Below are 23,101 nucleotides of genomic sequence, written 5' to 3'. Positions count from 1 at the left end.
TCGCGGGTTGGGCGGCGGTGCGTGTTCACCCGGATCGGAACCGTCGCTGCCGATTGCGCCGCGACGGTCCGTCAACCGCAGCGTCGCGTCACTGCGCCTCGATCACGCCGCACGCCAGGCGGGCGCCGGCATTGCCCGTGGGCTGGGTGGTGTAGTCGTCGGGGTCGGCGTGCACGATCACGCCACGACCGATGATGCCGGTCTCGCCCTGGTCCAGGGTGGCGCCGCGCAGGAGGGTGTCGACCATCGCCGTACCCGCGTCGTTGGCGACGATGTTGTCGCTGTCGCCGGCATGGTGTTCGCCCTGGCCGACGCGGCCATGGTCCGTGGTGGCGGGATTGAAGTGGCCGCCCGCGCTGGTGGCGTCCGGGGCGCTGCAGTCGCCGGTCTCGTGCACGTGGAAGCCGTGCTCGCTGCCCGGGGACAGGCCGGTGACCTCGCCGGTGATGCGGATGCCGCCGTCGACGCTGCCGAACTCGAGTCGACCGGCGACCTCGTTGCCTTCGGTGGGCGCCAGCGTGGCGTTGGCCGACGCCATCGCCGCCTGGTCCGCTTCCGGCATCGCGGCGGGCGTCGCGCCGGTGGCGGCGGTGCCGCTGGCGGCCGGCGCGGCCGGATCCACCGGTGGAGTGGCGGCATCGTCGGTGGGCGATTGCGGCTGGCAGGCGGCGAGCAGCAGCGCGGCGGGCAGGATCAGCAGCGTGGCGTGGCGCATCGTGGGATCTCCTCGTGGGACTCGAGCCTGCGCAGGCTAACGGCGGCGTCATTCACCCGCGGTGATGACGCCGCAGGCCACGCGCGCACTGATCGCGCCCGGCGTCGCTCCCAGTACCAGCAGCGAGCGGCCCAGGATGTCGTTGTCCGCGCCACCGCCGAGCACCGCGCCGCGCAGCGTCAGGTCGACCGTCGCCACGCCCTCGGAATCGGCGACGATGCGCCCGGGCGTCTCGCCGACGGCGCCGTCCTGGCGCGTGCCTGCAAGCGGATCGTAGTAGCGGCCGGCGCTGCGGGCATCGACCGCGCTGCAGTCGCCGCGCTCGTGCACCTGCAGGCCGTGCGCCCCGTTGCGGACGAGGCCGCCGACCTGTCCGCGCACGCGCACGCCGTCGCCGGCCACGGTCAGCAGCATGCGTCCGCTGACCAGGCTGCCGGACGCCGAGGCCAGGTTGGCCACCGCGCGCGACAGGGTGCCGGTGCGCGCGATCTCCGGCGGCGGCGCGGCGGCCGGCGCCGGCGCGTCGACGGTACGCGGTGCGGACGCGCACGCCGACAGCAGCAGCGCGGCGGCGATCGCGAGCGCGGTGGCCGGGCCGCGAAGGGGGACGGCGGGGGTGTAATCGGACATGTGGGAGTTCGGTCGTGACGTGGGCGCAGGCATGCGCCGCGCGCCCGTGGCGGGGGCGTTCGAGCGTAGCCGGGAATGGGGGTGCGTCCAAGGCGGAATGGTGACGCGACGCGATGTCGGTACGCTTCGATGCAGTTTCGGATGCGCGCCCGGCGCGCTTGCGCGACGCTCGGGCGTACACACGCCGCTGTCCGGAACAGGCGCCTGGCTGCGAGCGGCCGCCACTGCCGCCACGCGGTGACGCACGGGGATCGTAGCCCGGGTAAGCGCCGGCGCACCCGGGGATTCGCGCCCTCCCGGATGCGCTTCGCTTATCCGGGCTACGCAAGCCGCTTTTTTCGCCGGGACGAGCGCAGCCGGTTCCTCGATCGCAGATCGCAAAGCCACCGCCGCGCGTGTTCGGGCGGTGGAAGCCGGCGACATGGCGGACGCCTGCGACGCTAGCCCGGGTAAGCGCCAGCGCACCCGGGGATTCACGCGCCGTCCCGGATGCGCTTCGCTTATCCGGGCGACGGGGGCGGGGCGACGCGGGCGGCGGGAGCGATGGCTCAGGTGCGGCGCGGGCGGCGGCTGGTGCCGAGTTTGCGGGTGACGGTATTGCGGCCCAGCCCCAGGCGGGTGGCGGCCTCGGTCCGGCGGCCGCCGGTGTGTTCGAGCGCAGCTTCGAGCAAGGCATGGTCGAAGCGCTCGCGCGCCTTCGCGTGCAGGTCGGCGGTGCCGGCGGCGAGCTGGTCGCGCGCCCAGGCCTTGAGCACCGCATCCCAGTCGGCGCTCGCCGGTCCGGTGGACTGCAGCATTCCGTCGAGGTCGGACCCGGTGATGGTGTCGGCCGGCGCCAGCGCGGCCAGGCGCCAGCACAGGTTCTCCAGTTCGCGCACGTTGCCGGGCCAGTCGTGGGCCAGCAGGCGATCGGTCGCGGGCCTGGAGAACCGCTTCGGCGGCGCCGCGAACCTGTCCGCGGCCTCGTGCAGGAAGCGCTCGGCCAGCGCCGGCACATCGCCGCGACGCTCGCGCAGCGGCGGCAGGCGCAGGCGCACCACGTCGAGCCGGTGCAGCAGGTCGGCGCGGAAGCGGCCTTCCTGGACCAGGGTCTCGAGGTCCTGGTGGGTGGCGGCGATCACGCGCACGTCGACCCGGATCAGTTCGCGCCCGCCGACGCGGAAGAACTCGCCCTCCGCCAGCACCCGCAGCAGCCGGGTCTGCAGCGAGGCCGGCATGTCGCCGATCTCGTCCAGGAACAGGGTGCCGCCGTGGGCCTGTTCGAAGCGGCCGATGTGGCGCCGCGCGGCGCCGGTGAACGCGCCGGCCTCGTGTCCGAACAGCTCGCTTTCCAGCAGCTCGGCCGGGATCGCGGCGGTGTTGAGCGCGACGAACGGCTGCCGCGATCGCGGCGACTCGCGATGCAGCGCGCGCGCCACCAGTTCCTTGCCGGTGCCGGTCTCGCCGGTGATCAGCACCGTCAGCGGCGCCTGCGCCAGGCGCCCGATGGCGCGGAACAGCTGCCGCATCGCCGGTGAGTCGCCCACCAGCACGTCGCCCGCCGGCTCGACCTCCGGCGGCAGGTCGGCGGCCGCTTCCGCGCGCTCGCCGAGCACCCGGGCGGCCAGTTCCACCGCCTCGTCGAGGTCGAAGGGCTTGGACAGGAACTCGTGCGCGCCGCCGCGAAACGCGCCCGCCGTGCTGGCCACGTCCGTGTAGGCCGACATCACCACCACCGGCAGTTGCGGATGCGCCTGCTTGATCTTCTCCAGCAGCACCAGGCCGTCGTCGCCGGGCATGCGCACGTCGGTGAACAGCAGCTGCGGCACCGGCCGCGACCCGAGCGCGGACAGGGCCGCGTCGGCCGAGTCGAACCCGGACACGTCGTAGCCGGCGTCGCTGAGCGCGGTGGCCAGCACGAAGCGCACCGAGCGGTCGTCGTCGACCACCCACACGCTGGCACCTTCATTCGACATCGCGCGGCCTCATGGCTGGGCCACCCGGTCGGTGGCGGGGAGTGGATCGTCGCCGTCGCCATCGGGCAGCGGCAGCAGCAGGGTGAACACGGTATGCCCGGGGCGCGAGCGGTAGCCGAGCGAGCCGCCGTGCTCGCGCGCCACCTGCTGCGCCATCGCCAGCCCCAGGCCGCTGCCGTCGGCGCGTCCGGACACCAGCGGCAGGAAGATCTGTTCGGCCAGCGCCTCGGGCACGCCGCGGCCGTCGTCCACGATCTCCATGCGCAGCGCCAGCGCGTGCACCTGCTCGCCGATGCGCACGCCGAACTCGGCGCGGGTGCGCAGGCTGACGTTGGCCGCGCCGGCCTGGATGGCGTTGCGCACCAGGTTCCACACCGCCTGGGTGAGACGGTCGGGATCGCCGCGCAGCGGCGGCAGGCTGGGGTCGTAGTCGCGCACCAGGCGCACCGCCCAGCCGGCCTCCTGCTCGGCCAGGCGCACCACCTGCTCCAGCGCGCCGTGGATGTTGAGCGGCTGGTGCGGGCGCGGCGGCGCCGGCGACATCAGCTGCTCGACCAGCTGGGTCAGGCGCTGCACTTCGCGCGAGATCAGGTCGACCAGTTCGCGCGAATCGGCGTCGGTGGCGCGCCGGCCCAGCAGCTGTGCCGCGCCCTTGAGCCCGGCCAGCGGATTGCGCAGCTCGTGCGCCAGGCCTTTGAGCGCGGCCGACAGCGCCAGCGGCAGCGCGCGGGTGGGATCCTCGCCGGGGAATTCGTCGACCGGGTGCGCCTCGAGCAGGGTGCCGCCGTCGGCCTCGCGGGTCAGCCAGACATCGGCGAAGCGCGGCTCGCCGCCGAGGAAGGCCAGCGCCACCCGGCGCAGGCGGCGCGATCCGTCGGCGTCGTCCAGTGCCTGCAATGCGCGTCGCAGGCCGTCGCCCTCGGCCTCCAGCGCCACCAGCGGCTGGTCCGGCAGCCGCTTCTGGCTGACCCCGAGCCAGCGTGCGAAAGCCTGGTTGCAGGCCGTCACCCGGCCATGCCGGTCGGCCCGCAGCACGGGCGTAACCAGGGCATCGAGCGCGGGATCGAAGACGGACGCAGGCGACATTGCACCAATATAGGGCACCGTCGCGGCACAGCGTGTCGCGCGTGCGCCGGGTCCGCCTCCAGCGCGACCATCGGCTGCGGTCCCCGCAGGCCACCGCCCGGGCCGGTCAAGCGCCCGCCATCAACCCGGCGCAGCGACCGGCTACCCTTCCGCCCTATGACTCTCGGCTATCAGGAACCCAGCGGCGTCCCGGTCGACCCGGTGACCTCGGTGTACCGGCTAGGCGCGGGCGGGCCGAGCCTCACCGCGACGCTGGCCGCCGCGCGCGCCAGCCGGCGCAGCGTGGCGCTGCTGCATGTCGACATCGACATGCTGCAGCTGGTCAACGTGAACATGGGCGAGGAGGTCGGCGACCAGGTGCTGGCCGCGGTCGCGCAGCGGCTGCGCGCCACGATGCCCGAGGACGCGTCGCTGTGGCGCCTGTCGAGCGACGAGTTCATCGCCTGCGTCGCCTACCGCGATGGCGAGCCCAGCGGCGAGGCGCTGGCCGAGCAGTTCCGCGACGCGCTCGAGGATCCGCTCTCGATCCCGCCCTACACGCTGCCGGTGACGGTCTCGATCGGGATCGCGGTCTTCCCCGAACACGGCGCCGACGCCGCCGCGCTGCTGGCCAGCGCCGAGCGCGCGCTGCGCGAGAGCAAGCGCGCCGGGCACAACAACGTCGGCCTGTATTCCGGCGGGCCGCCCAAGTCCGCGTCCGAGGCGGGCTTCGCCGACCGTTTCGTCGAGGCGCTCGACCGCGACGAGATGCGGCTGTACTTCCAGCCCCAGGTGGCGGCCCAGGACGGCAGCATCGTCGGGGTCAGCGCCCTGCTGCGCTGGGATTCGCCCGCCCATGGCCTGCTGCGCCCCAACCGCTTCCTGGCCCGGGTCGAGCGCGCGGGCCTGTCGAGCCGGCTGGGGCTGTGGGTGATCGACGCGGCGATGCGGCAGCTGGTGGCCTGGCGCGAGCGCGGGCTCGACTACCTGATGCTCTCGGTGCACATCGACAGCGTGCTGCTGGCGCGACCCGACTGCCTGGACGCCATCGGCGAACGCCTGCACGAGCACCAGCTGCGCGCGGACGCGTTCGAGTTCGAACTGCCCGAGAGTGCGCTGGCGCTCGACGCGCACCGCATCCACGAGACCCTGACCGGGTTGCGCGCACTCGGCGCCACCCTGACGGTGCAGGACTTCGGCAAGGGCGGGCTGAGCTTCGCCGCGCTCGGGCAGTACCCGCTGGACCGGCTGCAGATCGGGCGCGGCTTCATCCGCAACGTCGCCAGCGACCCGCGCAGCGCCGCGATCGTGCGCGGCATCATCGCGATGGGCCATCGGCTGAACATGAAGCTCACCGCCAAGGGCGTGGAGGCGGAGGCCGAGCTCGGCTTCCTGCGCCGCAACCACTGCGATTTCTTCCTCGGCCACCTGTTCAGCCCGCCGCTTCCGGCCGACCTGCTCGACCCGCTGGTGCAGCGCCGGTTCCTGCTGCCGTCGGCGTTCGCCGCCACCCGTCCCGAACGCACCCTGCTGCTGCTCGACGACGAGGAGAACGTGCTGCGCTCGCTGGTGCGCCTGTTCCGCCGCGACGGCTACAAGGTGCTCACCGCCAGCAGCGTGCGCGAGGCCTTCGACCTGCTGGGCAGCAACACGGTGCAGGTGATCGTCTCCGACCAGCGCATGCCCGACATGAGCGGCACCGAGTTCCTGGCCAAGGTGCGCGACCTGTACCCGGACACGGTGCGCATGGTGCTGTCGGGCTACACCGACCTGGCCACGATCACCGAGGCGATCAACCGCGGCTCGATCTACCGGTTCCTGACCAAGCCCTGGAACGACGACGAACTGCGCGGCCACATCGAGGCCGCGTTCCGCTCGCACGAGCGGCTGCGCGGCGACGACTACTCCGACTTCTGAGCCTGCGCGGCATCGGCGGCCGGCTGGGCCACCGGCAGCACGATCCGGAACGTGCTGCCCACGCCGGGTTCGCTGGACACTTCGATCCGGCCGTGGTGCTTGGACACGATGCTGTAGGCGATCGCCAGCCCCAGCCCGGTGCCGCGGCCGATCGGCTTGCTGGTGTAGAACGGGTCGAAGATGCGCGGCAGCACGTCGGGCGCGATGCCGCAGCCGCTGTCGGCGATGCTGATCCACGCCTCGCCGTCCTCGGCACCGGTGGCGAGCGTGATCGTGCCGCGGTTGTCGATCGCCTGGCCAGCGTTGATCAGCAGGTTCACCAGCACCTGGTTGATCTCCGACATGTGGCATTCCACCAGCGGCAGCTGGCCGTAATGCTTCTCCACCCGGACCTTGTACTTGAGGTCGTTCCAGACGATGTTGAGGGTGGATTCCAGGCCCTTGTGCAGGTCGGACGGACGCATGGCGTCGCCGCGGCCGACGTAGGAGAACTCCTTGAGGTCCTGCACGATCTTGGTCACGCGCTCGATCCCCTCGCGCGACTCGGCCATCAGCTTGGGCAGGTCGCCGAGGATGAAGTCGATGTCCAGGCGCTCGCGCTGGGCGCGGATGCCCTCGCGCGCGGAGGGGTCGGCCGTCTGCAGCGCGGCGTCCTGGTGCTCGATCAGCGCGAACAGGGCGCCGATGTATTCGTGCAGCGTGCCCAGGTTGGAGTGCACGTAGCCGATCGGGTTGTTGATCTCGTGCGCGACGCCGGCGGCGAGCAGGCCGATCGAGGCCATCTTCTCCGACTGCAGCAGCTGTTCCTGGGCACCGGCCAGGCGCCGGTGCGCGGCCTGCAGCTCGTCGTGCCGCTGCTGCAGTTCGGCCTGGCGCGCCGTGCGCTGGCTCACGTCTTCGAGGATCACCAGGATCTGGTCGACGCCGTCGCCGGTGCCGTGGCCGTCGCGCACGACGATCTCGAGCACCATGTCGGAGGGCAGGGCGACCTCGCCCGCCCAGCGCCCGGCGGCGCGCGCCTGCTGCCAGGCCTCCCTCGGCAGCAGCGCGAGCAGGTCGGCCGCCTCCTGGCCGGGCAGCGCACGGCCGGCCAGCGCCTGCGCGGCCGGATTGACCTGCAGCGGACGGCGGGCGCCGTCGAGCAGGATCACCGCGTTCTCGGTGGTGCGGAACGCCCACCCGATGTCGCCATCGCGGACGGCGGTGGCGTGTGTGTCGTGGCTGTCGTCGCCGTGATTGCTCATCCCACTCCCAGACAGCGGGCCTGGGGTCGGGCGCCCGGCTGTCCACGCGAATCGTACACGCCGGTGGATTCGATCCGGCCGAGATGGCGCAGGGCCCAGCCGACCTCACGCCGTCGGCGCGAGAGCAGCACGCCGTTGGCCTGGTTCTGCAGCCGCAGCGCCTCGAGGCGTTCGGCGGCGATCACGCCCGGCTGCGCGGACTCGGCCCGACGCAGCGCGGCGAGCTTGTCGGCGGTCGACGCGAGCAGCGCGTCGACGTCGTTGTCCAGCAGCGCCCGGCGTTCGGCGTCGAGCGCGCGCTCGAGCGCCTCGAGCGGATGCTCGATGGCCAGCGCCGCGTTCATGTCAGCTCCCCAGCTGGCGCTCGAGTTCCAGCATGCGCGAGGCCACGGCCTGGGCGTCGACGCGATAGCTGCCGTCGGCGATCGCCGCGCGCAGTGCGTTGACGCGGGCCAGGTCGATCCCGGCCGGGCCGGTGCCGAGCTCGCGCTCCAGCGCCTGCAGGCCTTCGGCCTCTCCGGTGAGGCGGATGCTCTCCGCGGCGCCCACCGGGGCGCTGCGTTCGGCGCCCGCGCGCGCCACGGGAAGCGGCCGGCTGGCCGTCTCGGGGGGTCGCGTGATCGGGCCGGTGCCGTCGATCTTGTGGGTCATGGCGTGCTCCTGGGGGTGCCTGTTCGAGCACTGTAACGGCACCCCCCGGAGGAACTTGAACCCCGTCGCACATTGGCGCGTCCAGGCTCATGGCAGCAGCTCGACGATGCCCTCGGCCACCAGCCGCCCGCGCAGGACCCGGCGCGAGGACACGTTCTCGACCCCGATGCGGCCGCCGGCCTGGGCCGGGCCCAGGGCGCGGCCAGGCATCCGCACCTCGACCCCGCCGGTGCGCGAGACCAGCACCACCGGGTCGCCGCGGCGCAGTGGGGCACCGAGCGAGAGATCGTCCTCGGTCGGCACCATGCCCGGCCCCATCGCGCGGCTGGGCACGCGGCCCACCAGTGCCGCCGGATCCTCGAAGGTGACGCCGCCCTCGGCGCCGATGTCGCGCCGCTGCACCACCAGCTGGTCGGCGGTGATCGGCACGCCGGCGGCCGCCGGGCTGCGCAGCACCACCACCTCGGCCTCGCGGCGTACCCGCACCGGCACGTACAGCCGCCAGCCGGGCTGGTCCTCGCAGCGCACCTGGGCGGTGGTGGGGCCCGTGGCCACGGCCTGCAGCGGCTGCTGGCAGCGCCGCAGCCGCAACGAATGCGCCAGCACCGCCTCGGCCGATTGCGCATCGCCGGCCCCCAGGGCATTGATCGCCGCTTCGGAAATCGACTCCAGCGGCTGCAGGTCCTGCGCCCACGCCGGCCTGACCGCAGCCACCAGGGCCAACGCCAACACGATCGCGATCCAGGCCGCGGCGCGCCTGGCGTGGATCGAGGTGCGGAAACCTCCGGTGGGCATGGGTCACTCCTGTGGATCGGCCTTCGTCGGCGAAGCTGCAAATGCCGTGCCGCGATGAGCGCCCGAAACCAGACGCGTGCTTCGGCAGGACGCCGTGCCCTCCCGCCCGGGGGTCGCTCTTCCCTCGGTCGGGACATCCTGTCCCGACTCGGGCGCGCGCCATCCATGGCGCGCTCGCCGCGACCCCGGCCGGAAGGACACGGCTATCGAGGCCTCAGGATCGGGTCGTTGGAAAGCAGTGCTCGACAGCGCTCCGCGCCATCAACATCCGTGGCTCTGTCAGTAAGTAGTCACAGCCTTCCCTCTGAGAACGCACGAGCAGCATCAGCGTCGAGGCGCCGGCCCACACTTTTCCGCTGGCGTTTTGGCGCGAGGACCCAGCCAACTGTCGGGTCGCTTTCGGTCTTCCGGCTCCCTCTCGCGAGAGAGAGGCCAGCACAGGTCCCGATGTGCCGACTCTGTACCGGGGCAAGTCGCCGCAAGCGACGGCGGCGACTGCCGACTAGGCGCGCACCGCTGGCCGGGTGCCGCGCCAAGCGCGCCATGGATGGCGCGCGCCCGAGTCAGGGCAGGAGCCCTGACCGAGGGAAAAGCGGCACCCGGCCAGCGGGGCGCGGCGTCCATCCGGAGCCCGGAACCGCGGTTCGCGAATGAGAGGAGCGTCTTGGACCGTCTCAAGCGAAGGAAGCAGCGAGTACGGCACCCTCAAGATCCGCCGATCGCGGCCGACACCCTGCTCCATGAGCCAGGACCTGCTTGACCGCATCGACCAGCGCACCCGCCTGGCCGGCCACAACCGGCTGGCGCTGCTGCTGTTTCGGCTGGGCAGCCGTCAGCTTTTTGGCGTCAATGTGTTCAAGGTCAAGGAAGTGCTGCAGCGGCCGCCGCTGTTCACCCTGCCGCAGCTGCCCCATGCGTTCGCCGGCGCGGCCGACGTGCGCGGGCGCAGCGTGCCCGTGCTGGACCTGGCGCGCGCGATCGGGCACGACGGCGAAGACGCCGGCGAGCCGCACTACCTGGTGGTCACCGAGTTCAACCGCTCGGTACAGGGCTTCCTGGTGGCCGGGGTGGACCGGATCGTCAACATCGCGGTCGAACACATCCAGCCGCCGCCCGACCTGGGCGGCGACAGCCACTACCTCACCGGCGTGGCCCGCCACCAGGGCGAACTGATCCAGCTGATCGACGTGGAGAGCGTGCTGGCCGAATCGGCCCCGCGCGGCAGCGACCTGGGCGCCATCGTCCCACTGCCCGCAAGCGGCGGCCCGCGCGAAGTGCTGGTGGTCGACGACTCGCGCGTGGCCCGCAACCAGATCCGCACCGTGCTCGAGCAGCTCGGGCTGGAAGCGGTGCTGCTGTCGGATGGCCGCCAGGCGCTGGACCACCTGCAGGCGCTGGTGCGCAACGGCGAACCACCCACCAGCCGCTACGCGATGGTCATTTCCGACATCGAGATGCCGGCGATGGACGGTTACACCCTGACGACGGAAATCCGTCGCGACCCGGCCCTGCGCGGCCTGTTCGTGCTGCTGCACACCTCGCTGTCTGGCGTGTTCAACCAGGCCATGGTCGAACGCGTGGGCGCGGACGACTTCGTGCCCAAGTACTCCGAGAACGAGCTAGCGCAGCGGGTGTCCGCACGCGTCAGCGCCCTGGCGTAAGGCGGCGCGCGGCGCCGGCGTCACGTTCGCGGATCGGGCACGAAACCCTGCCGGATCAATCGCCTGCGGGGCCCTGGCCGGCGGGTCGCGGCCATCCACGCACGCGCGGAAGACCCTGAGGACATCGGCTCGGGCGCCCGACTGCCGGCCGTGCCGCGGCCAATGCCGGCCGAGGTCCGCCGGGCTGCGCGCCCGCGTCCCGGCGCGGACATGGCGGAGTCGGCACGCGCGTCGGGTAGCCGCCACCGCGCCGCGCTGGCACGCCGCTTGCCTGCCTTCCCGGGCGTATCCCGCCCCACGGAGGGCCCATGTCCGATTTCCTTGGCATCCACGGCACCGCGCTCGCCCTGCGCGAGCAGCGCCTGCAGCTGCTCAGCGCCAACATCGCCAACGCAGACACGCCCGGCTACAAGGCCGTGGACCTGGACTTCAACAGCGCCCTGTCCGCGGCGCTGCACCCGGCGTCCGCAGCCGCGGGCGACGCCATCACCGGGGCCGCCGAGGGCGCGCGCTACGCACGCGTGTCGACCCAGCCCAGCCTCGACGGCAACACCGTCGACGGCGACCGCGAGAACGCGGTCTACGCCCAGGCCACGCTGGAATACCGGGCCTCGATGTCGTTCGTCGAATCCAAGGTGCGCGGCATGCTGACCGCGATCACCGGCCAGTGAACGCCGTGAACGGAGCCCGCCCATGAGCAACCTCCCGATCTTCGACGTCGCCGGTTCGGCGATGAACGCGCAGTCCGTGCGCCTGAGCACCATCGCCTCCAACCTGGCCAACGCCAACTCGGTGAGCGGCAACCCCGACGAGGTGTTCCGCGCCAAGCAGCCGGTGTTCTCGGCCACCCCGATCGACGGCAACCCGGCGCTGGCCGGGGTGCGCGTGGACGCGGTCAACGACAGCACGGCGCAGCCGCTCAAGCGCTTCGAGCCCGGCCACCCGCTGGCCGACGCCGAGGGCTACGTGTACGCGCCCGACATCGATCCTGTGGCGCAGATGGTGGATCTGATCTCCGCCTCGCGCAGCTACCAGGCCAACGTCGAGGTCTTCAACAGCGCCAAGGAACTCGCCATGGCCACCCTGAACATGGGCCGCTGAGCGCGCGCCCGCCACGAGGACACCCGATGACCACGATCGCCAACGGCACCGACTACGCCTCGCTCGGCCTCGGCCAGCAGCAGGCGCCGCGCAGCACCGCGCTGGGCCAGGCCGACTTCCTGCACCTGATGACCGAACAGCTCAAGAATCAGGATCCGCTCAAGCCGCTCGACAACAACCAGTTCCTCGGCCAGCTGGCGCAGTTCTCCACCGTCCAGGGCATCGAGGGGATGCAGGGCGCGATGGCGGCGATGGCCAGCGTCATGGAATCCGACCAGACCCTGCGCGCGGCCTCGCTGGTAGGCCGTGAGGCACTGGTCGGCATCGAGTCCGTCGACCTGGCCGCCGGCGCCGGCTTGCGCGGCGAGATTTCGGCCCGCTCCGCGGGCCCGGTGACGCTCGACGTGGTCGACGCCAACGGCACCCGCGTGCGCCGCATGACCGTCGAAGCCGGCGCCGCCGGCGCTACGCCCTTCGAATGGGACGGGCGCGACGAGGCTGGCAATGTGCTCGCCGCCGGCACCTACAGCTTCCGCGCCGTCACCGGCGGCAGCGATCCCGCCGCGGCAGACGCCGACCTGCTCGACGTGCGCGCCAGCGCGCGCGTGGACAGCGTCTCGATTGAACCCACCGGCCTGTCCCTCAACCTCGCGGGCCTGGGCGCAGTGCCGCTCTCCGCGATCCATCGCATCGGCTGACCCCGGCCCGCCCGTCCGCGCGCGCCGGACCTTCCCAGGAGCACACCATGAGTTTCCTCATCTCGCTGAGCGGCATGAACGCGGCTTCGGCCGACCTCAACATCACCTCCAACAATATCGCCAACGCCAACAGCGCCGGCTTCAAGCAGTCGCGCGGCGAGTTCGGCGACGTGTTCGCGGTGTCCGGCTACGGCCTGTCGAACAACGCCATCGGCGCCGGCACCCGGCTGCAGCGCGTGGCGCAGCAGTTCGCCCAGGGCAATGTCGACTACACCGGCAAGTCGCTGGACATGGCGCTGAGCGGCGAGGGCTTCTTCACCCTGTCCGGCGGCGGTGGCCTGTCGTACACCCGCGCCGGCAACTTCGGCGCCGACCGCGAGGGCTACGTGGTCAATCCCACCGGCCAGCGGCTGCAGGTGTTCCTGCCCAACGCCAGCGGCCAGGGCTTCGACACCGGCCGCATGTCCGACCTGCGCCTGGCCACCGGCGACGCCCCGCCGCGCGCCACCGGGCAGGTCGACGTCGGGCTCAACCTGCCCGGCAACGCCACCGCGCCGGCGGCGACCCCGTTCGACCCGAACGATCCGGAAAGCTACAACCACACCACCTCGGTGACGGTGTACGACTCGCTGGGCGCCTCGCATTCCCAGTCGATGTACTTCGTGCGCACCGCCAATCCGAACGAGTGGACCGTGCACACCCAGATCGACGGCGTCGATGTCGGCGGTCCGCAGACCCTGCAGTACTCCGCGACCGGCGAACTGCTGGTGCCGGCCAACGGCGAGATCGCGCTGCCCGCGTTCACGCCGCCCGGTGGCGCGGCGGCGATGGACATCACCCTGGAATTCGACGGCTCCACCCAGTACGGCGACCGCTTCGGCGTGTCCGCGCTGGTGCAGGACGGCCACGCCACCGGCCGCCTGAGCGCGATCGAGATCTCCGAGGAAGGCGTGGTGAGCGCGCGCTACAGCAACGGCGAGTCGAATCCGCTGGGCCAGGTCGCGCTGACCAACTTCGCCAACCCGCAGGGTCTGCAGCCGATCGGCGACAACGCCTGGGCCGAGACCTTCGGCTCCGGCCAGGCCCTGCGCGGCGCCGCCGGTACCGCCGAGTTCGGCCAGATCCAGGGCGGCGCGCTGGAAGCATCGAACGTGAACCTGACCGAGCAGCTGGTGAACATGATCACGGCGCAGCGCAACTTCCAGGCCAACGCGCAGATGATCCAGGCCCAGGACCAGCTGACCCAGACGGTCATCAACATCCGCTGATCCGGCCCGCGCCGCCGGTTCCGGCCGGCGGCGTCCGAGGCTGGCGGCGTCGCCGCGGCACGGATGTTGCAGCGACACCGGACACGGGCGCCACGCGCCCGACCGACCGCCGCACCGAGGCCCGCATGGACAAGTCCCTCTACATCGCGATGACCGGCGCCAGCGCCACCCTGCGCGGCCAGGCCGCGGTCGCGCACAACCTCGCCAACGTCGACACCACCGGCTTCCAGGCCACGCTCAGCGGCACCGTCGCCGCTCCGGTCGAAGGCCCCGGATTCGCTTCCCGGGTGGCGACCGTGCAGCGCACGCTCGGGGTGAGCGATGCCCCGGGCTCGCTCACCACCACCGGCAATCCGCTCGACGTCGCGCTCCAGGCCGGCCACTGGCTGGCGGTGCAGGACCGCAACGGCGGCGTCGCCTACACCCGCGCCGGCGACCTGAAACTCAACCAGAACGGCCTGCTGACCACCGCCAGCGGGCTGCAGGTGCTCGACGCCGGCGGCGCGCCGATGGCGATTCCGCCGAGCGACGCGATCGAGATCGGTGGCGACGGCACCGTGTCGGTGGTGCCGCAGGGGCAGCCGATGGCGACCATGGCCGAATCCGGCCGCCTGCAGGTGGTCGCGGCCGCGACCCGGGACATGGTCCGCGGCGACGACGGCCTGATGCGCCCCGCACCGGGCGCCCAGCCGCCCGCACCCGCCGCCGGCAACGTGCTCACCGCCGGCGTGCGCGAGGGCAGCAACGTCGATGCGGCCGGAAGCCTGGTGTCGATGATCGAACTCGCGCGCCAGTTCGAGATGCAGGTACGCGTCTTGCACAGCGGAGACGAGACCGCCCGTGCGGCCAACACCCTGCTGTCCTCGCGCTGACGCGCGTCCACCGGAGTAACCCGCCATGACCCAGGCTCTATGGATCGCCAAGACCGGCCTCGACGCGCAGCAGACGCGCATGGCGGTCATTTCCAACAACCTCGCCAATACCAACACCACCGGCTTCAAGCGCGACCGCGCCAGCTTCGAGGACCTGCTGTACCAGACCACCCGCCAGCCGGGCGGTGCGACCTCGGAACAGACCACCCTGCCCACAGGGCTGTCGGTGGGCACCGGCGTGCGCGTGGCCGCGACCTCGAAGGAGTTCGCCCAGGGCAGCCTCGGCCAGACCGGCGGCGCGCTCGACGTGGCGATCAACGGCCGCGGCTTCTTCGAGGTGCTGATGCCCGACGGCAGCACCGCCTACACCCGCGACGGCAGCTTCCAGATCAATGCCCAGGGTGAGCTGGTCAACAACTCCGGCTTCCCGGTGCAGCCCGGCCTGCAGCTGCCCGAAGGCGCGCAGGCGGTGACCATCGGCGCCGACGGCACCGTGAGCGTGCAGCTCGCCGGCCAGGCCGAGGGGGTGCAGGTCGGCGCGCTGACCATCGCCGACTTCGTCAATCCCGCCGGCCTCCAGGCCAAGGGCGAGAACCTCTACATCGAGACCGGCGCCAGCGGGCCGGCGCAGAGCGGCGCGCCCGGCGAGAACGGCATGGGCCTGCTGGTGCAGGGTTCGCTGGAAGGCTCGAACGTCAACGTCGTCCAGGAACTGGTGTCGATGATCGAGACCCAGCGCGCGTACGAGACCAACGCCAAGGCGATCACGACCATCGATTCGATGCTCGCCTACCTCAACAACAAACTGTGAGCACGCCGATGAAAGCGTTCCTGTCCATTGGCCTCGCGCTCGCGCTGACCGGCTGCGCCACCGTGGTGGGCGATGCGCGTCCGTTCGCGCCGCCCGCCGGCGCGCCCGGTTACGCGGTGCCCGCGCATGCTGCGACGGGCTACGCGGGTTACCCCGCGGCCGCGCCGATGGCGGTTGCGGCCAGCGGCGACGGCGGCGGCTCGATCTACGCCAGCGCCGGCGCCAGTGCCGGTGGCAGCCAGCGCGGCCTGCGCCTGTTCCAGGACAGCAAGGCGCGCGGCGTCGGCGACCTGCTGACCATCGTGCTGGTGGAAAACACCCGCGCCAAGACCAACGCCCGCACCTCCGTCACCAAGGACAGCGGGGTCGGCATGGCCGCGCCGACGCTGTTCGGCCAGAGCGTGACCTACAACGGCCGGCCGCTGCTGCAGGCCGAGATCGAAGGCTCGCGCGACTTCGCCGGCGCCGGCGACAGCGCCCAGAGCAACCAGCTGGTGGGCGACATCACCGTCAGCGTGGTCGAGGACCTGGGCAACGGCAACCTGCGGGTGGCCGGGCAGAAGCAGATGCGCCTGAACCAGGGCGACGAGCTGGTCCAGATTCAAGGCCTGGTGCGCACCGCCGATATCGGTCCCGACAACCGCGTCACGTCCGACCGCGTCGGCGAAGCCCAGATCCTCTACGGAGGCCGGGGCACGCTGGCACGCTCGAACGCGATGGGCTGGCTGGCCCGGTTCTTCAATTCCGCTGCATTCCCGTACTGAGGGCCACGCCATGTTCCGGTTGGATTCGATGAAAGCGTGGTTGGGGCAGGTGAAGACCCCGGATGCGGCCTTTGGCCTGATCCGGGCCACGGGCCTTGTCCGGGCGACGGTCGCGGTGGTTCTGGTCGCGTCGCTCGCGTTCGCGATGCCGGCGCAGGCCGAGCGGATCAAGGACCTGGCCCAGGTGGCCGGCGTGCGCGGCAATCCGCTGGTGGGTTACGGGCTGGTGGTGGGCCTGGACGGCAGCGGCGACCGCACCAGCCAGACCCAGTTCACCGTGCAGAGCCTGAAGACCATGCTCGACCAGCTCGGCGTGACCCTGCCGCCGGGCGTGAACCCGCAGCTGAAGAACGTGGCCGCGGTGGCGATCCATGCCGAACTGCCCGCCTTCGCCAAGCCCGGGCAGACCATCGACATCACCGTGTCCTCGATCGGCAACGCCGGTTCGCTGCGCGGCGGCAGCCTGCTGATGGCGCCGCTCAAGGGCGCCGACGGCCAGGTCTACGCGATCGCGCAGGGCACCCTGGTGGTCAGCGGCTTCGGCGCCTCCGGGCGCGACGGCTCGCGCATCTCCACCAATGCGCCCAACGGCGGCAGCATTCCCAACGGCGCCATCGTCGAGCGCGCGGCGCCCGGCGGTGCGACCCATGGCGGCGGATCCGCGCTGCCGGTGACGCTGAACCTGCGCGAGTCCGACTTCACCACCGCCGCGCGCATCGTCACGGCCATCGACTCCGCCTTCGGCCCGGGCCGCGCGCGTGCGCTGGACGGCGTCACCATCGAGGTCACGCCGCCGCCCGGCGACCGCATCGGTTTCCTGGCGCAGCTGGAGGCGCTCGACGTCACGCCCGGCGCGGCCGCGGCCAAGGTGATCGTCAACGCCCGCACCGGCACGGTGGTGATGGGCGGCCAGGTCTCGGTGCTGCCGGCCGCGGTCTCGCACGGTTCGCTGACGGTGTCGGTGACCGAGGGCGTGCAGATCAGCCAGCCGGGCGCGTTCGGCCGCGGCGGCACCGTGGTCGCGCCGCAGTCCTCGCTGGAAGTCACCCAGGACGGCGGACGCATGTTCCTGTTCGAGGGCGGCTCGTCGCTGGAGTCGATCGTGCGCGCGGTGAACGCCGTGGGCGCGGCCCCGGGCGACATCGTCGCCATTCTCGAGGCGCTCAAGCGCGCCGGCGCGCTGCGCGCCGAGCTCGAGGTCATATGACCGCGGGCGGCGCGCGGACGACCACGCGAACCGGCCCCGCGCCGGTTCGCGTCGTGGTTCCCGCCGCGTCCCGGCATGCGGCTTGCATCCTGGCCCACATGCACTGGACCGCCGCCATCGCCACCGCCTTCGCCCACGCTCCGGGCACGCCCGCCGCGTCGCAGGCGCACCGGGGCGTTGCGCATTCCCGCGTGGCTGCCTGCTGATGCGCCTGCCCGCCGCCACCGCGATCGAACTCTCGCCCACGCAGGCCACGCCGCGCGCGGATATCGAGAAGGCCGCGCGCGAGCTGGAAACCCAGTTCGCGCACATGCTGCTCAAGTCCATGCGCAGCGCCTCGCCCGACGGCGGCCTGGGCGGCGATACCCGCTATCGCGACATGTACGACCAGCAGCTCTCGCGCGAACTGTCGAAGGGCCGCGGCCTGGGGCTGGCGCCGATGATCATGCGCCAGCTCGAACGCAGCGCCGGCGGCGCCGACCCGACCGCGCCCGCGGCGGCCGCGCCCGCGGCGATCCCGCTGCGCACGCACGGGCAGCCGCCCGGCATGCTGCCGCTTTCACCTGCGGGACCGTCCGGCATGCTGCCGCTGGCGCCCACGCGCAGCGGCGTGTCGATGCCGGGCCTGGACCTGCAGGCGCACGCGCCGCCGCGCCCGGCGCTGTCCGATCCCGGCTTCGACCTGTCGACACCGGCCTTTGCCGCCGACACCCCGCTCGACGCGAGTTCGCCCGAGGCCTTCGTGCAGTCGATCTGGCCGCAGGCACAGCGGGCCGCGGCCGAACTCGGCGTGCCGGCCAAGGCGCTGGTGGCGCAGGCGGCACTGGAGACCGGCTGGGGCCGGCGCTTCGCCGGCCGCGAGGGCAGCTCGTCGCTGAACCTGTTCGGGATCAAGGCCACCGGCGGCTGGAAGGGCGACCGCATGAACGCCGGCACCCACGAATTCGTCAACGGGCGCCGGGTCGACGAGCGCGCGGACTTCCGCGCCTACGGTTCGGTCGCCGAAAGCTTCGCCGACTACACCCGCCTGATCGGCAAGGACCGCTACGCCGCCGCGCGCGGCACCGGCGACGACGTGCACCGCTTCGCCAGCGCGCTGCAGAAGGCCGGCTACGCCACCGACCCGTCGTACGCGGCGAAGATCACCGCGATCGCCAACGGCGCCACGCTCAACCGCGCGCTGGCCTCGATGCCGGCGCGCACCGACGCGGCCGTGCAGTACGCCAGCGCCGCGCCCGCTGCACCCATCGACGCCGCGGGCGCCGCCACCATCGCCCGGGCGACCGTCCCGGGCACGAGGGGATAAGCCATGACCGGCATGCTCGGCACCGGGACTTCCGCGCTGCTCGCCTTCCAGCGCGCGCTCGGTACGATCAGCCACAACGTGGCCAACGCCTCGACCCCCGGCTACAGCCGCCAGCGCGTCGACCTCGCCGCGCGCGCCGGCCAGGCCCAGGGCAACAGCTACATCGGCCAGGGCGTGGACGTGGCCAGCCTGCAGCGCCTGGCCGACGGCCTGGTGTTCGCGCGCCAGGTCGACAGCAGCGGCGAACTCGGCCGCCTCGGCCAGCTGTCGGCGATGGCCGGCCGGGTCGATGCGCTGGTGTCGGATCCGGCCACCGGGCTGGCGTCGCAGTGGTCGGCCTTCTTCACCGCCGCCGACGCGCTCACCGCCGAACCCGGCTCGGCCACCGCCCGCAGCCAGTTGCTGGCCGCGGGCGAACAGCTCGCCGGACGCTGGCGTTCGCTCGACGGGCAACTGTCCTCGCTCGAGCAGGAGACCGGCCAGCGCCTGCAGGCCGTGGTCTCCGACGCCAACCAGCTGGCGACCGAGATCGCCGGCCTGAACCGCGCGATCCTCGATGGTGGCCGCAATGTCGCGCCCGACCTGCTCGACGCCCGCGCGCTGCGCATCGAGCGCCTCGCCGGACTGGTCGGTGCGGAGACGGTCGTCCAGGCGGACGGTTCGATGAGCGTGTTCACCGCCGGCGGCCAGCCGCTGGTGCTGGGCGCGCAGGCGATGCAGCTGAGCACCGTGCCCGATCCGATGCGGCCCGACCGCCAGCAGCTCGCGCTCGACGGCCCCAGCGGCAAGGTGCGCCTGCCCTCGGCCAGCGTCTCGGGCGAGCTCGGCGGGCTGTTCGAATTCCGCGAGCGCGTGCTCGATCCCGCGCGCGCCGAACTCGGCCGGCTGGCGACCGTGTTCGCCACCGGGTTCAACGAGGCCCACCGCGCCGGCGTGGACTTCACCGGCGCGCCCGGCGCGGACTTCTTCGCGCTCTCGCCGCCACGCGTCGACGCGCACACCGGCAACACCGGCAGCGCCACGATCGCCGCGCGGGTGGACGATGCGTCCGCGCTCAAGGCGCAGGACCTGGTGCTGCGCTTCGACGGCAGCTGGACCGCCACCCGCGCCGAGACCGGCGAGGCGGTACCGATGACCGGCAGCGGCACCGCGGCCGATCCGTTCCGCGTGGCCGGAGTCGCGTTCGAGATCGCCGGCACCCCGGCGCCGGGCGACCGCTACGCGCTGCGCCCCACCGCCGATGCGGCCGCCAGCCTGCGGGTGGCGCTCACCGACGGCGCGCAGATCGCCGCGGCCTCGCCGCTGCAGGCCTCGGCCGATCCGGGCAACCTGGGCAACGCCCGCGCCGCCTCGGCGCAGGTCACCGATGCCGCGGCCTTCGCCGGATTCGCCGGCGCCACGGTCGAGTTCATCGACGCCAACCAGTACACCATCGACGGCGCCGGCCCCTATCCCTACACCGCCGGCAGCCCGATCGCCGGCCCCGGCGGCGGCTGGTCGCTCTCGCTCGAGGGCACGCCGTCGGCCGGCGACGCCTTCACCCTGGCGCGCACGCCGCCGCGTTCGAGCGACAACGGCAACGCCCTGGCCCTGGGCGCATTCGACCAGCGCGCGATCCTGGACGGCGGCAGCCACTCGATCACCGCGGGACTGTCGCAGTTCACCGCGCGCGTGGGCACCGATGCCCGCCACGCCAACCTTGGCCTGGAGGCGCAGACCGCGATCCACGCCCAGGTCACGGCCGAACGCGAGTCGGTAAGCGGCGTGAACCTGGACGAGGAGGCGGCCGACCTGATGCGCTTCCAGCAGGCCTACCAGGCCGCTGCCCAGGTCATCAGCACCGCCGATTCGATGTTCCAGACACTGCTGTCGGCCGTGCGCCGCTAAGGGGTTTCGATGAGCACCATGCGCATCTCCACCGCCGCGCTGTACGCCCAGGGCCTGCAGGGCATGCTGCAGCAGCAGGCACGCGTGGCCCGCACCCAGCAGGAGCTGGTGAGCCAGAACAAGCTGCAGCGCGCCGCCGACGACCCGGCCGCGATGGCCCGCGCGCAGCGCATGGACCACGCGTTGTCGCAGCTGCAGCAGCAGGACCGCAACGCCACCCTGGTCGAGCACCGCCTGCGCTCGCAGGAATCGGCGCTGGCCGACGTCGGCAGCCAGCTCGACCGCGCGCGCGAACTCGCGATCCAGGCCAACAGCGGCGGCATGTCGGCGGAGGACCGCAAGTCGGTCGCGGCCGAACTGCGCGCGGTGCGCAGCGAGCTGCTGGCGATCGCCAATCGCGACGACGGCAACGGCCGACGCCTGTTCGGCGGTTCGCGCGACGGCGTGATTCCCTTCGCCGACAACGCCGGCACGGTCTCCTATGCCGGCGACGACGGCCGCAACCGGGTCGAGGTGGCGCCCGACCAGTGGGTCGCCGACGGCGACCCGGGCAGCGAGGTGTTCCTGCGCGTGCGCACCGGCGACGGCCTGGTGCGCGGCAGCGCCGCGGCCGGCAACACCGGCAGCGGCGTGCTGCAGTCCAGCGCGATCGCCAACCACTCGGCCTGGGGCGGCGAGCCGCTGCGGGTGGAGTTCGCCGACGCCACGACCTGGCGCGTGCTCGACGGGTCCGGCACCGAGCTCGCGACCGGCAGCTACACCGATGGCGCCACCATTTCCGCCGCGGGCATGCAGCTCACGCTCACCGGCGCGCCCGCGGCGGGCGACACGTTCACCGTCGAACCCGCGCCCACGCGCGACATCTTCGCCACGCTCGACGGCCTGGCCGCCGCACTCGAGATGCCCGTCGCCGATGCCGCCGAGCGCGCGCGACGCGACAACCTGGTCGGTTCCGCGATCGGCGACATCTCGACCGCGCAGAGCCACATGCTGGCGCTGCGTTCGGGCACCGGCTCGCGACTGGCCGCGCTGGACACCGCGCTGGACGCGCGCAGCGCCGGAGACCTCACCCTCACGCAGTCGCTGTCGGAACTGCGCGACGTCGATTTCGCGGAAGCCGCCAGCCGGCTCTCGCTGCAGCTCACCGCGCTGGAAGCGGCGCAGAAGACGATGCTCAGCGTGCAGCGGCTGTCGCTGTTCGACCGCATGTAACGGATTTTCGTTTGGGTCGCGCCCGGCCCTAAAGCTTGACAGGCCGGCGCCGTTACCCATCACAGCAGCGGCGAGGACCAATCCCGGTCAGCACCCTGCGAACGCCGGCTAAGCCTTCTCGTCGCCGCCGGACCCAACCTTCCAGGAGATACCCAGATGTCGTCTGTCATCAACACCAACGTGATGTCGCTCAATGCGCAGCGCAACCTGACCTCGTCCGGCGCCGACCTCGCCACCAGCCTGCAGCGCCTGTCGTCCGGCATGCGCATCAACAGCGCGAAGGACGACGCCGCCGGCCTCGCCATCTCGCAGCGCTTCACCACCCAGATCCGCGGCATGGACCAGGCTGCCCGCAACGCCAACGACGGCATCTCGCTGTCGCAGACGGCGGAAGGCGCGATGGCCGAGATCGGCAACAACCTGCAGCGCATCCGCGAGCTGGCCGTGCAGTCGCGCAACGCCACCAACTCCGCCTCCGACCGCGCCGCGCTGAACGCCGAAGCCCAGGCGCTGAAGGCCGAAGTCGACCGCGTCGCCGGCACCACCAACTTCAACAACGTCAAGCTGCTCGACGGCTCGTTCCAGAACCAGAGCTTCCAGGTCGGCGCCAACCAGGGCGAGACGATCGACATCGCCAACATCGTCGACGCGCGTTCGAGCGCGCTCGGCACCTGGACCTCGGCCAGCACCACCACCTACACGCAGACCACGGCCGCCGCGACCGCCACGGCGTTCGCGACCGGCGTGTCGCTCGACATCAACGGCGTGACGGTCACCACCGCCGACGGCGCGGCCGACGCTGCTGCCGCCACCGCCGCGCTCGTCGCCGCGTTCGACGCCGCCAAGGCGCTGCCCGCCAACACCGCGCTGGCCAACGTGACGATGGACGCGACCGGTGCGATCACCTCGACGGACGAGACCCTGACCCTGGCCAACCTGACCAACGTCAGCGGCGTGACCGCGGGTGCGACGGACGGCACCGCGACGGTCGTCGCCGGTACGGCCCAGACCGGTTTCGCCTCGCTGGACATCTCCACGGCCGAAGGCGCCGACGCCGCGATGCTGGCGATGGACGGTGCACTGACCGCCATCAACACCGCGCGCGCCGACATGGGTGCGGTGCAGAACCGCTTCACCTCGGTCGTGGCCAACCTGTCGACCACCTCCGAGAACCTGTCGGCTGCCCGCAGCCGGATCCAGGACGCGGACTTCGCCAAGGAATCGGCGGCGCTCTCGCGCAACCAGATCCTGCAGCAGGCCGGCACGGCGATGCTGGCCCAGGCCAACCAGTCCACGCAGGGCGTGCTGAGCCTGCTGCGCTGATGGCTGGCGCGGACGCGGC

The 23,101-nt window shown here is 72.4% G+C and carries 22 protein-coding genes; 14 read left to right on the top strand and 8 right to left on the bottom strand.

The genetic code is table 11. The features are described from left to right. Positions 1 to 88: 88 nt before the first annotated feature. The 4 genes from QFW81_RS13775 to QFW81_RS13760 form a co-directional block, all read right to left on the bottom strand. Positions 89 to 715 (bottom strand): superoxide dismutase family protein, encoded by a 627-nt coding sequence (locus QFW81_RS13775; RefSeq protein WP_280579572.1) that lies wholly within the window; start codon positions 713 to 715, stop codon positions 89 to 91. Between the two features lie 48 nt (positions 716 to 763). Continuing rightward, positions 764 to 1,345, bottom strand: a complete 582-nt coding sequence (locus QFW81_RS13770) for a superoxide dismutase family protein (RefSeq protein WP_280579570.1) — start codon at positions 1,343 to 1,345, stop codon at positions 764 to 766. A gap of 548 nt (positions 1,346 to 1,893) precedes the next feature. Beyond that, complete coding sequence (gene ntrC, locus QFW81_RS13765; RefSeq protein WP_280579569.1) at positions 1,894 to 3,300, bottom strand: nitrogen regulation protein NR(I); 1,407 nt, start codon at positions 3,298 to 3,300, stop codon at positions 1,894 to 1,896. A gap of 9 nt (positions 3,301 to 3,309) precedes the next feature. Further along, complete coding sequence (locus QFW81_RS13760) at positions 3,310 to 4,386, bottom strand: two-component system sensor histidine kinase NtrB (protein WP_280579567.1); 1,077 nt, start codon at positions 4,384 to 4,386, stop codon at positions 3,310 to 3,312. A gap of 156 nt (positions 4,387 to 4,542) precedes the next feature. Between QFW81_RS13760 and QFW81_RS13755 the strand changes: the two genes are divergently transcribed. Then, positions 4,543 to 6,282, top strand: a complete 1,740-nt coding sequence (locus tag QFW81_RS13755; RefSeq protein WP_280579566.1) for an EAL domain-containing protein — start codon at positions 4,543 to 4,545, stop codon at positions 6,280 to 6,282. Here QFW81_RS13755 and QFW81_RS13750 read toward each other — a convergent pair. From QFW81_RS13750 to flgA, 4 genes are all read right to left on the bottom strand, one after another. Then, positions 6,267 to 7,526 carry an ATP-binding protein gene (locus QFW81_RS13750; protein WP_280579565.1) on the bottom strand — a complete coding sequence of 420 codons (1,260 nt, stop codon included), beginning with the start codon at positions 7,524 to 7,526 and terminating at the stop codon, positions 6,267 to 6,269. The two genes, QFW81_RS13755 and QFW81_RS13750, sit on opposite strands and share 16 nt — an antisense overlap. Continuing rightward, entirely contained in the window at positions 7,523 to 7,858 is a 336-nt protein-coding gene (locus QFW81_RS13745) for a flagellar protein FlgN (protein WP_425604068.1), read from the bottom strand. The genes QFW81_RS13750 and QFW81_RS13745 overlap by 4 nt, the downstream gene beginning before the upstream one ends. Positions 7,859 to 7,871: 13 nt before the next feature. Then, positions 7,872 to 8,177 (bottom strand): flagellar biosynthesis anti-sigma factor FlgM, encoded by a 306-nt coding sequence (flgM, locus tag QFW81_RS13740; protein ID WP_280579563.1) that lies wholly within the window; start codon positions 8,175 to 8,177, stop codon positions 7,872 to 7,874. A gap of 87 nt (positions 8,178 to 8,264) precedes the next feature. Then, positions 8,265 to 8,972: a flagellar basal body P-ring formation chaperone FlgA gene (gene flgA / locus QFW81_RS13735; RefSeq protein ID WP_280579562.1), complete on the bottom strand. Its 708-nt coding sequence runs from the start codon at positions 8,970 to 8,972 to the stop codon at positions 8,265 to 8,267. 740 nt (positions 8,973 to 9,712) lie between these two features. Here flgA and QFW81_RS13730 point away from each other — a divergent pair. From QFW81_RS13730 to QFW81_RS13670, 13 genes are all read left to right on the top strand, one after another. Next, complete coding sequence (locus QFW81_RS13730; protein WP_280579561.1) at positions 9,713 to 10,633, top strand: chemotaxis protein CheV; 921 nt, start codon at positions 9,713 to 9,715, stop codon at positions 10,631 to 10,633. A 308-nt stretch (positions 10,634 to 10,941) separates the two neighbouring features. Next, positions 10,942 to 11,304: a flagellar basal body rod protein FlgB gene (gene flgB, locus QFW81_RS13725; RefSeq protein WP_280579559.1), complete on the top strand. Its 363-nt coding sequence runs from the start codon at positions 10,942 to 10,944 to the stop codon at positions 11,302 to 11,304. Between the two features lie 22 nt (positions 11,305 to 11,326). Beyond that, the gene (gene flgC / locus QFW81_RS13720; protein ID WP_280579557.1) at positions 11,327 to 11,734 is read left to right on the top strand and encodes a flagellar basal body rod protein FlgC; all 408 of its coding nucleotides are present in this window, start codon (positions 11,327 to 11,329) and stop codon (positions 11,732 to 11,734) included. Positions 11,735 to 11,760: 26 nt separating this feature from the next. Beyond that, complete coding sequence (locus tag QFW81_RS13715) at positions 11,761 to 12,432, top strand: flagellar hook assembly protein FlgD (RefSeq protein WP_280579555.1); 672 nt, start codon at positions 11,761 to 11,763, stop codon at positions 12,430 to 12,432. Between the two features lie 47 nt (positions 12,433 to 12,479). Next, positions 12,480 to 13,700 (top strand): flagellar hook protein FlgE, encoded by a 1,221-nt coding sequence (gene flgE / locus QFW81_RS13710; protein WP_280579553.1) that lies wholly within the window; start codon positions 12,480 to 12,482, stop codon positions 13,698 to 13,700. 125 nt (positions 13,701 to 13,825) lie between these two features. Further along, positions 13,826 to 14,572, top strand: a complete 747-nt coding sequence (locus QFW81_RS13705) for a flagellar basal body rod protein FlgF (protein ID WP_280579551.1) — start codon at positions 13,826 to 13,828, stop codon at positions 14,570 to 14,572. A 25-nt stretch (positions 14,573 to 14,597) separates the two neighbouring features. After that, a complete protein-coding gene (flgG, locus tag QFW81_RS13700; protein WP_280579548.1) occupies positions 14,598 to 15,383 on the top strand; it encodes a flagellar basal-body rod protein FlgG in 786 nt (261 codons plus the stop codon). Positions 15,384 to 15,391: 8 nt separating this feature from the next. Further along, entirely contained in the window at positions 15,392 to 16,147 is a 756-nt protein-coding gene (locus tag QFW81_RS13695; protein WP_280579547.1) for a flagellar basal body L-ring protein FlgH, read from the top strand. A gap of 145 nt (positions 16,148 to 16,292) precedes the next feature. Continuing rightward, a complete protein-coding gene (locus QFW81_RS13690; RefSeq protein WP_280580528.1) occupies positions 16,293 to 17,354 on the top strand; it encodes a flagellar basal body P-ring protein FlgI in 1,062 nt (353 codons plus the stop codon). 205 nt (positions 17,355 to 17,559) lie between these two features. Then, positions 17,560 to 18,660, top strand: coding sequence for a flagellar assembly peptidoglycan hydrolase FlgJ (flgJ, locus tag QFW81_RS13685; protein ID WP_280579545.1), 1,101 nt, complete (start codon positions 17,560 to 17,562; stop codon positions 18,658 to 18,660). A 3-nt stretch (positions 18,661 to 18,663) separates the two neighbouring features. Then, complete coding sequence (gene flgK, locus QFW81_RS13680) at positions 18,664 to 20,547, top strand: flagellar hook-associated protein FlgK (RefSeq protein WP_280579543.1); 1,884 nt, start codon at positions 18,664 to 18,666, stop codon at positions 20,545 to 20,547. Positions 20,548 to 20,556: 9 nt separating this feature from the next. Continuing rightward, positions 20,557 to 21,759, top strand: coding sequence for a flagellar hook-associated protein FlgL (gene flgL / locus QFW81_RS13675; protein WP_280579541.1), 1,203 nt, complete (start codon positions 20,557 to 20,559; stop codon positions 21,757 to 21,759). 156 nt (positions 21,760 to 21,915) lie between these two features. Beyond that, positions 21,916 to 23,082 (top strand): flagellin, encoded by a 1,167-nt coding sequence (locus QFW81_RS13670; protein WP_280579539.1) that lies wholly within the window; start codon positions 21,916 to 21,918, stop codon positions 23,080 to 23,082. Positions 23,083 to 23,101: the final 19 nt, after the last annotated feature.

The sequence above is a fragment of the Luteimonas kalidii genome, from assembly GCF_029887935.1.
GTDB lineage: Bacteria > Pseudomonadota > Gammaproteobacteria > Xanthomonadales > Xanthomonadaceae > Luteimonas > Luteimonas kalidii.
Note: the sequence above shows the minus strand (reverse complement) of the source record. Positions and strands in the feature narration are given on the sequence as shown.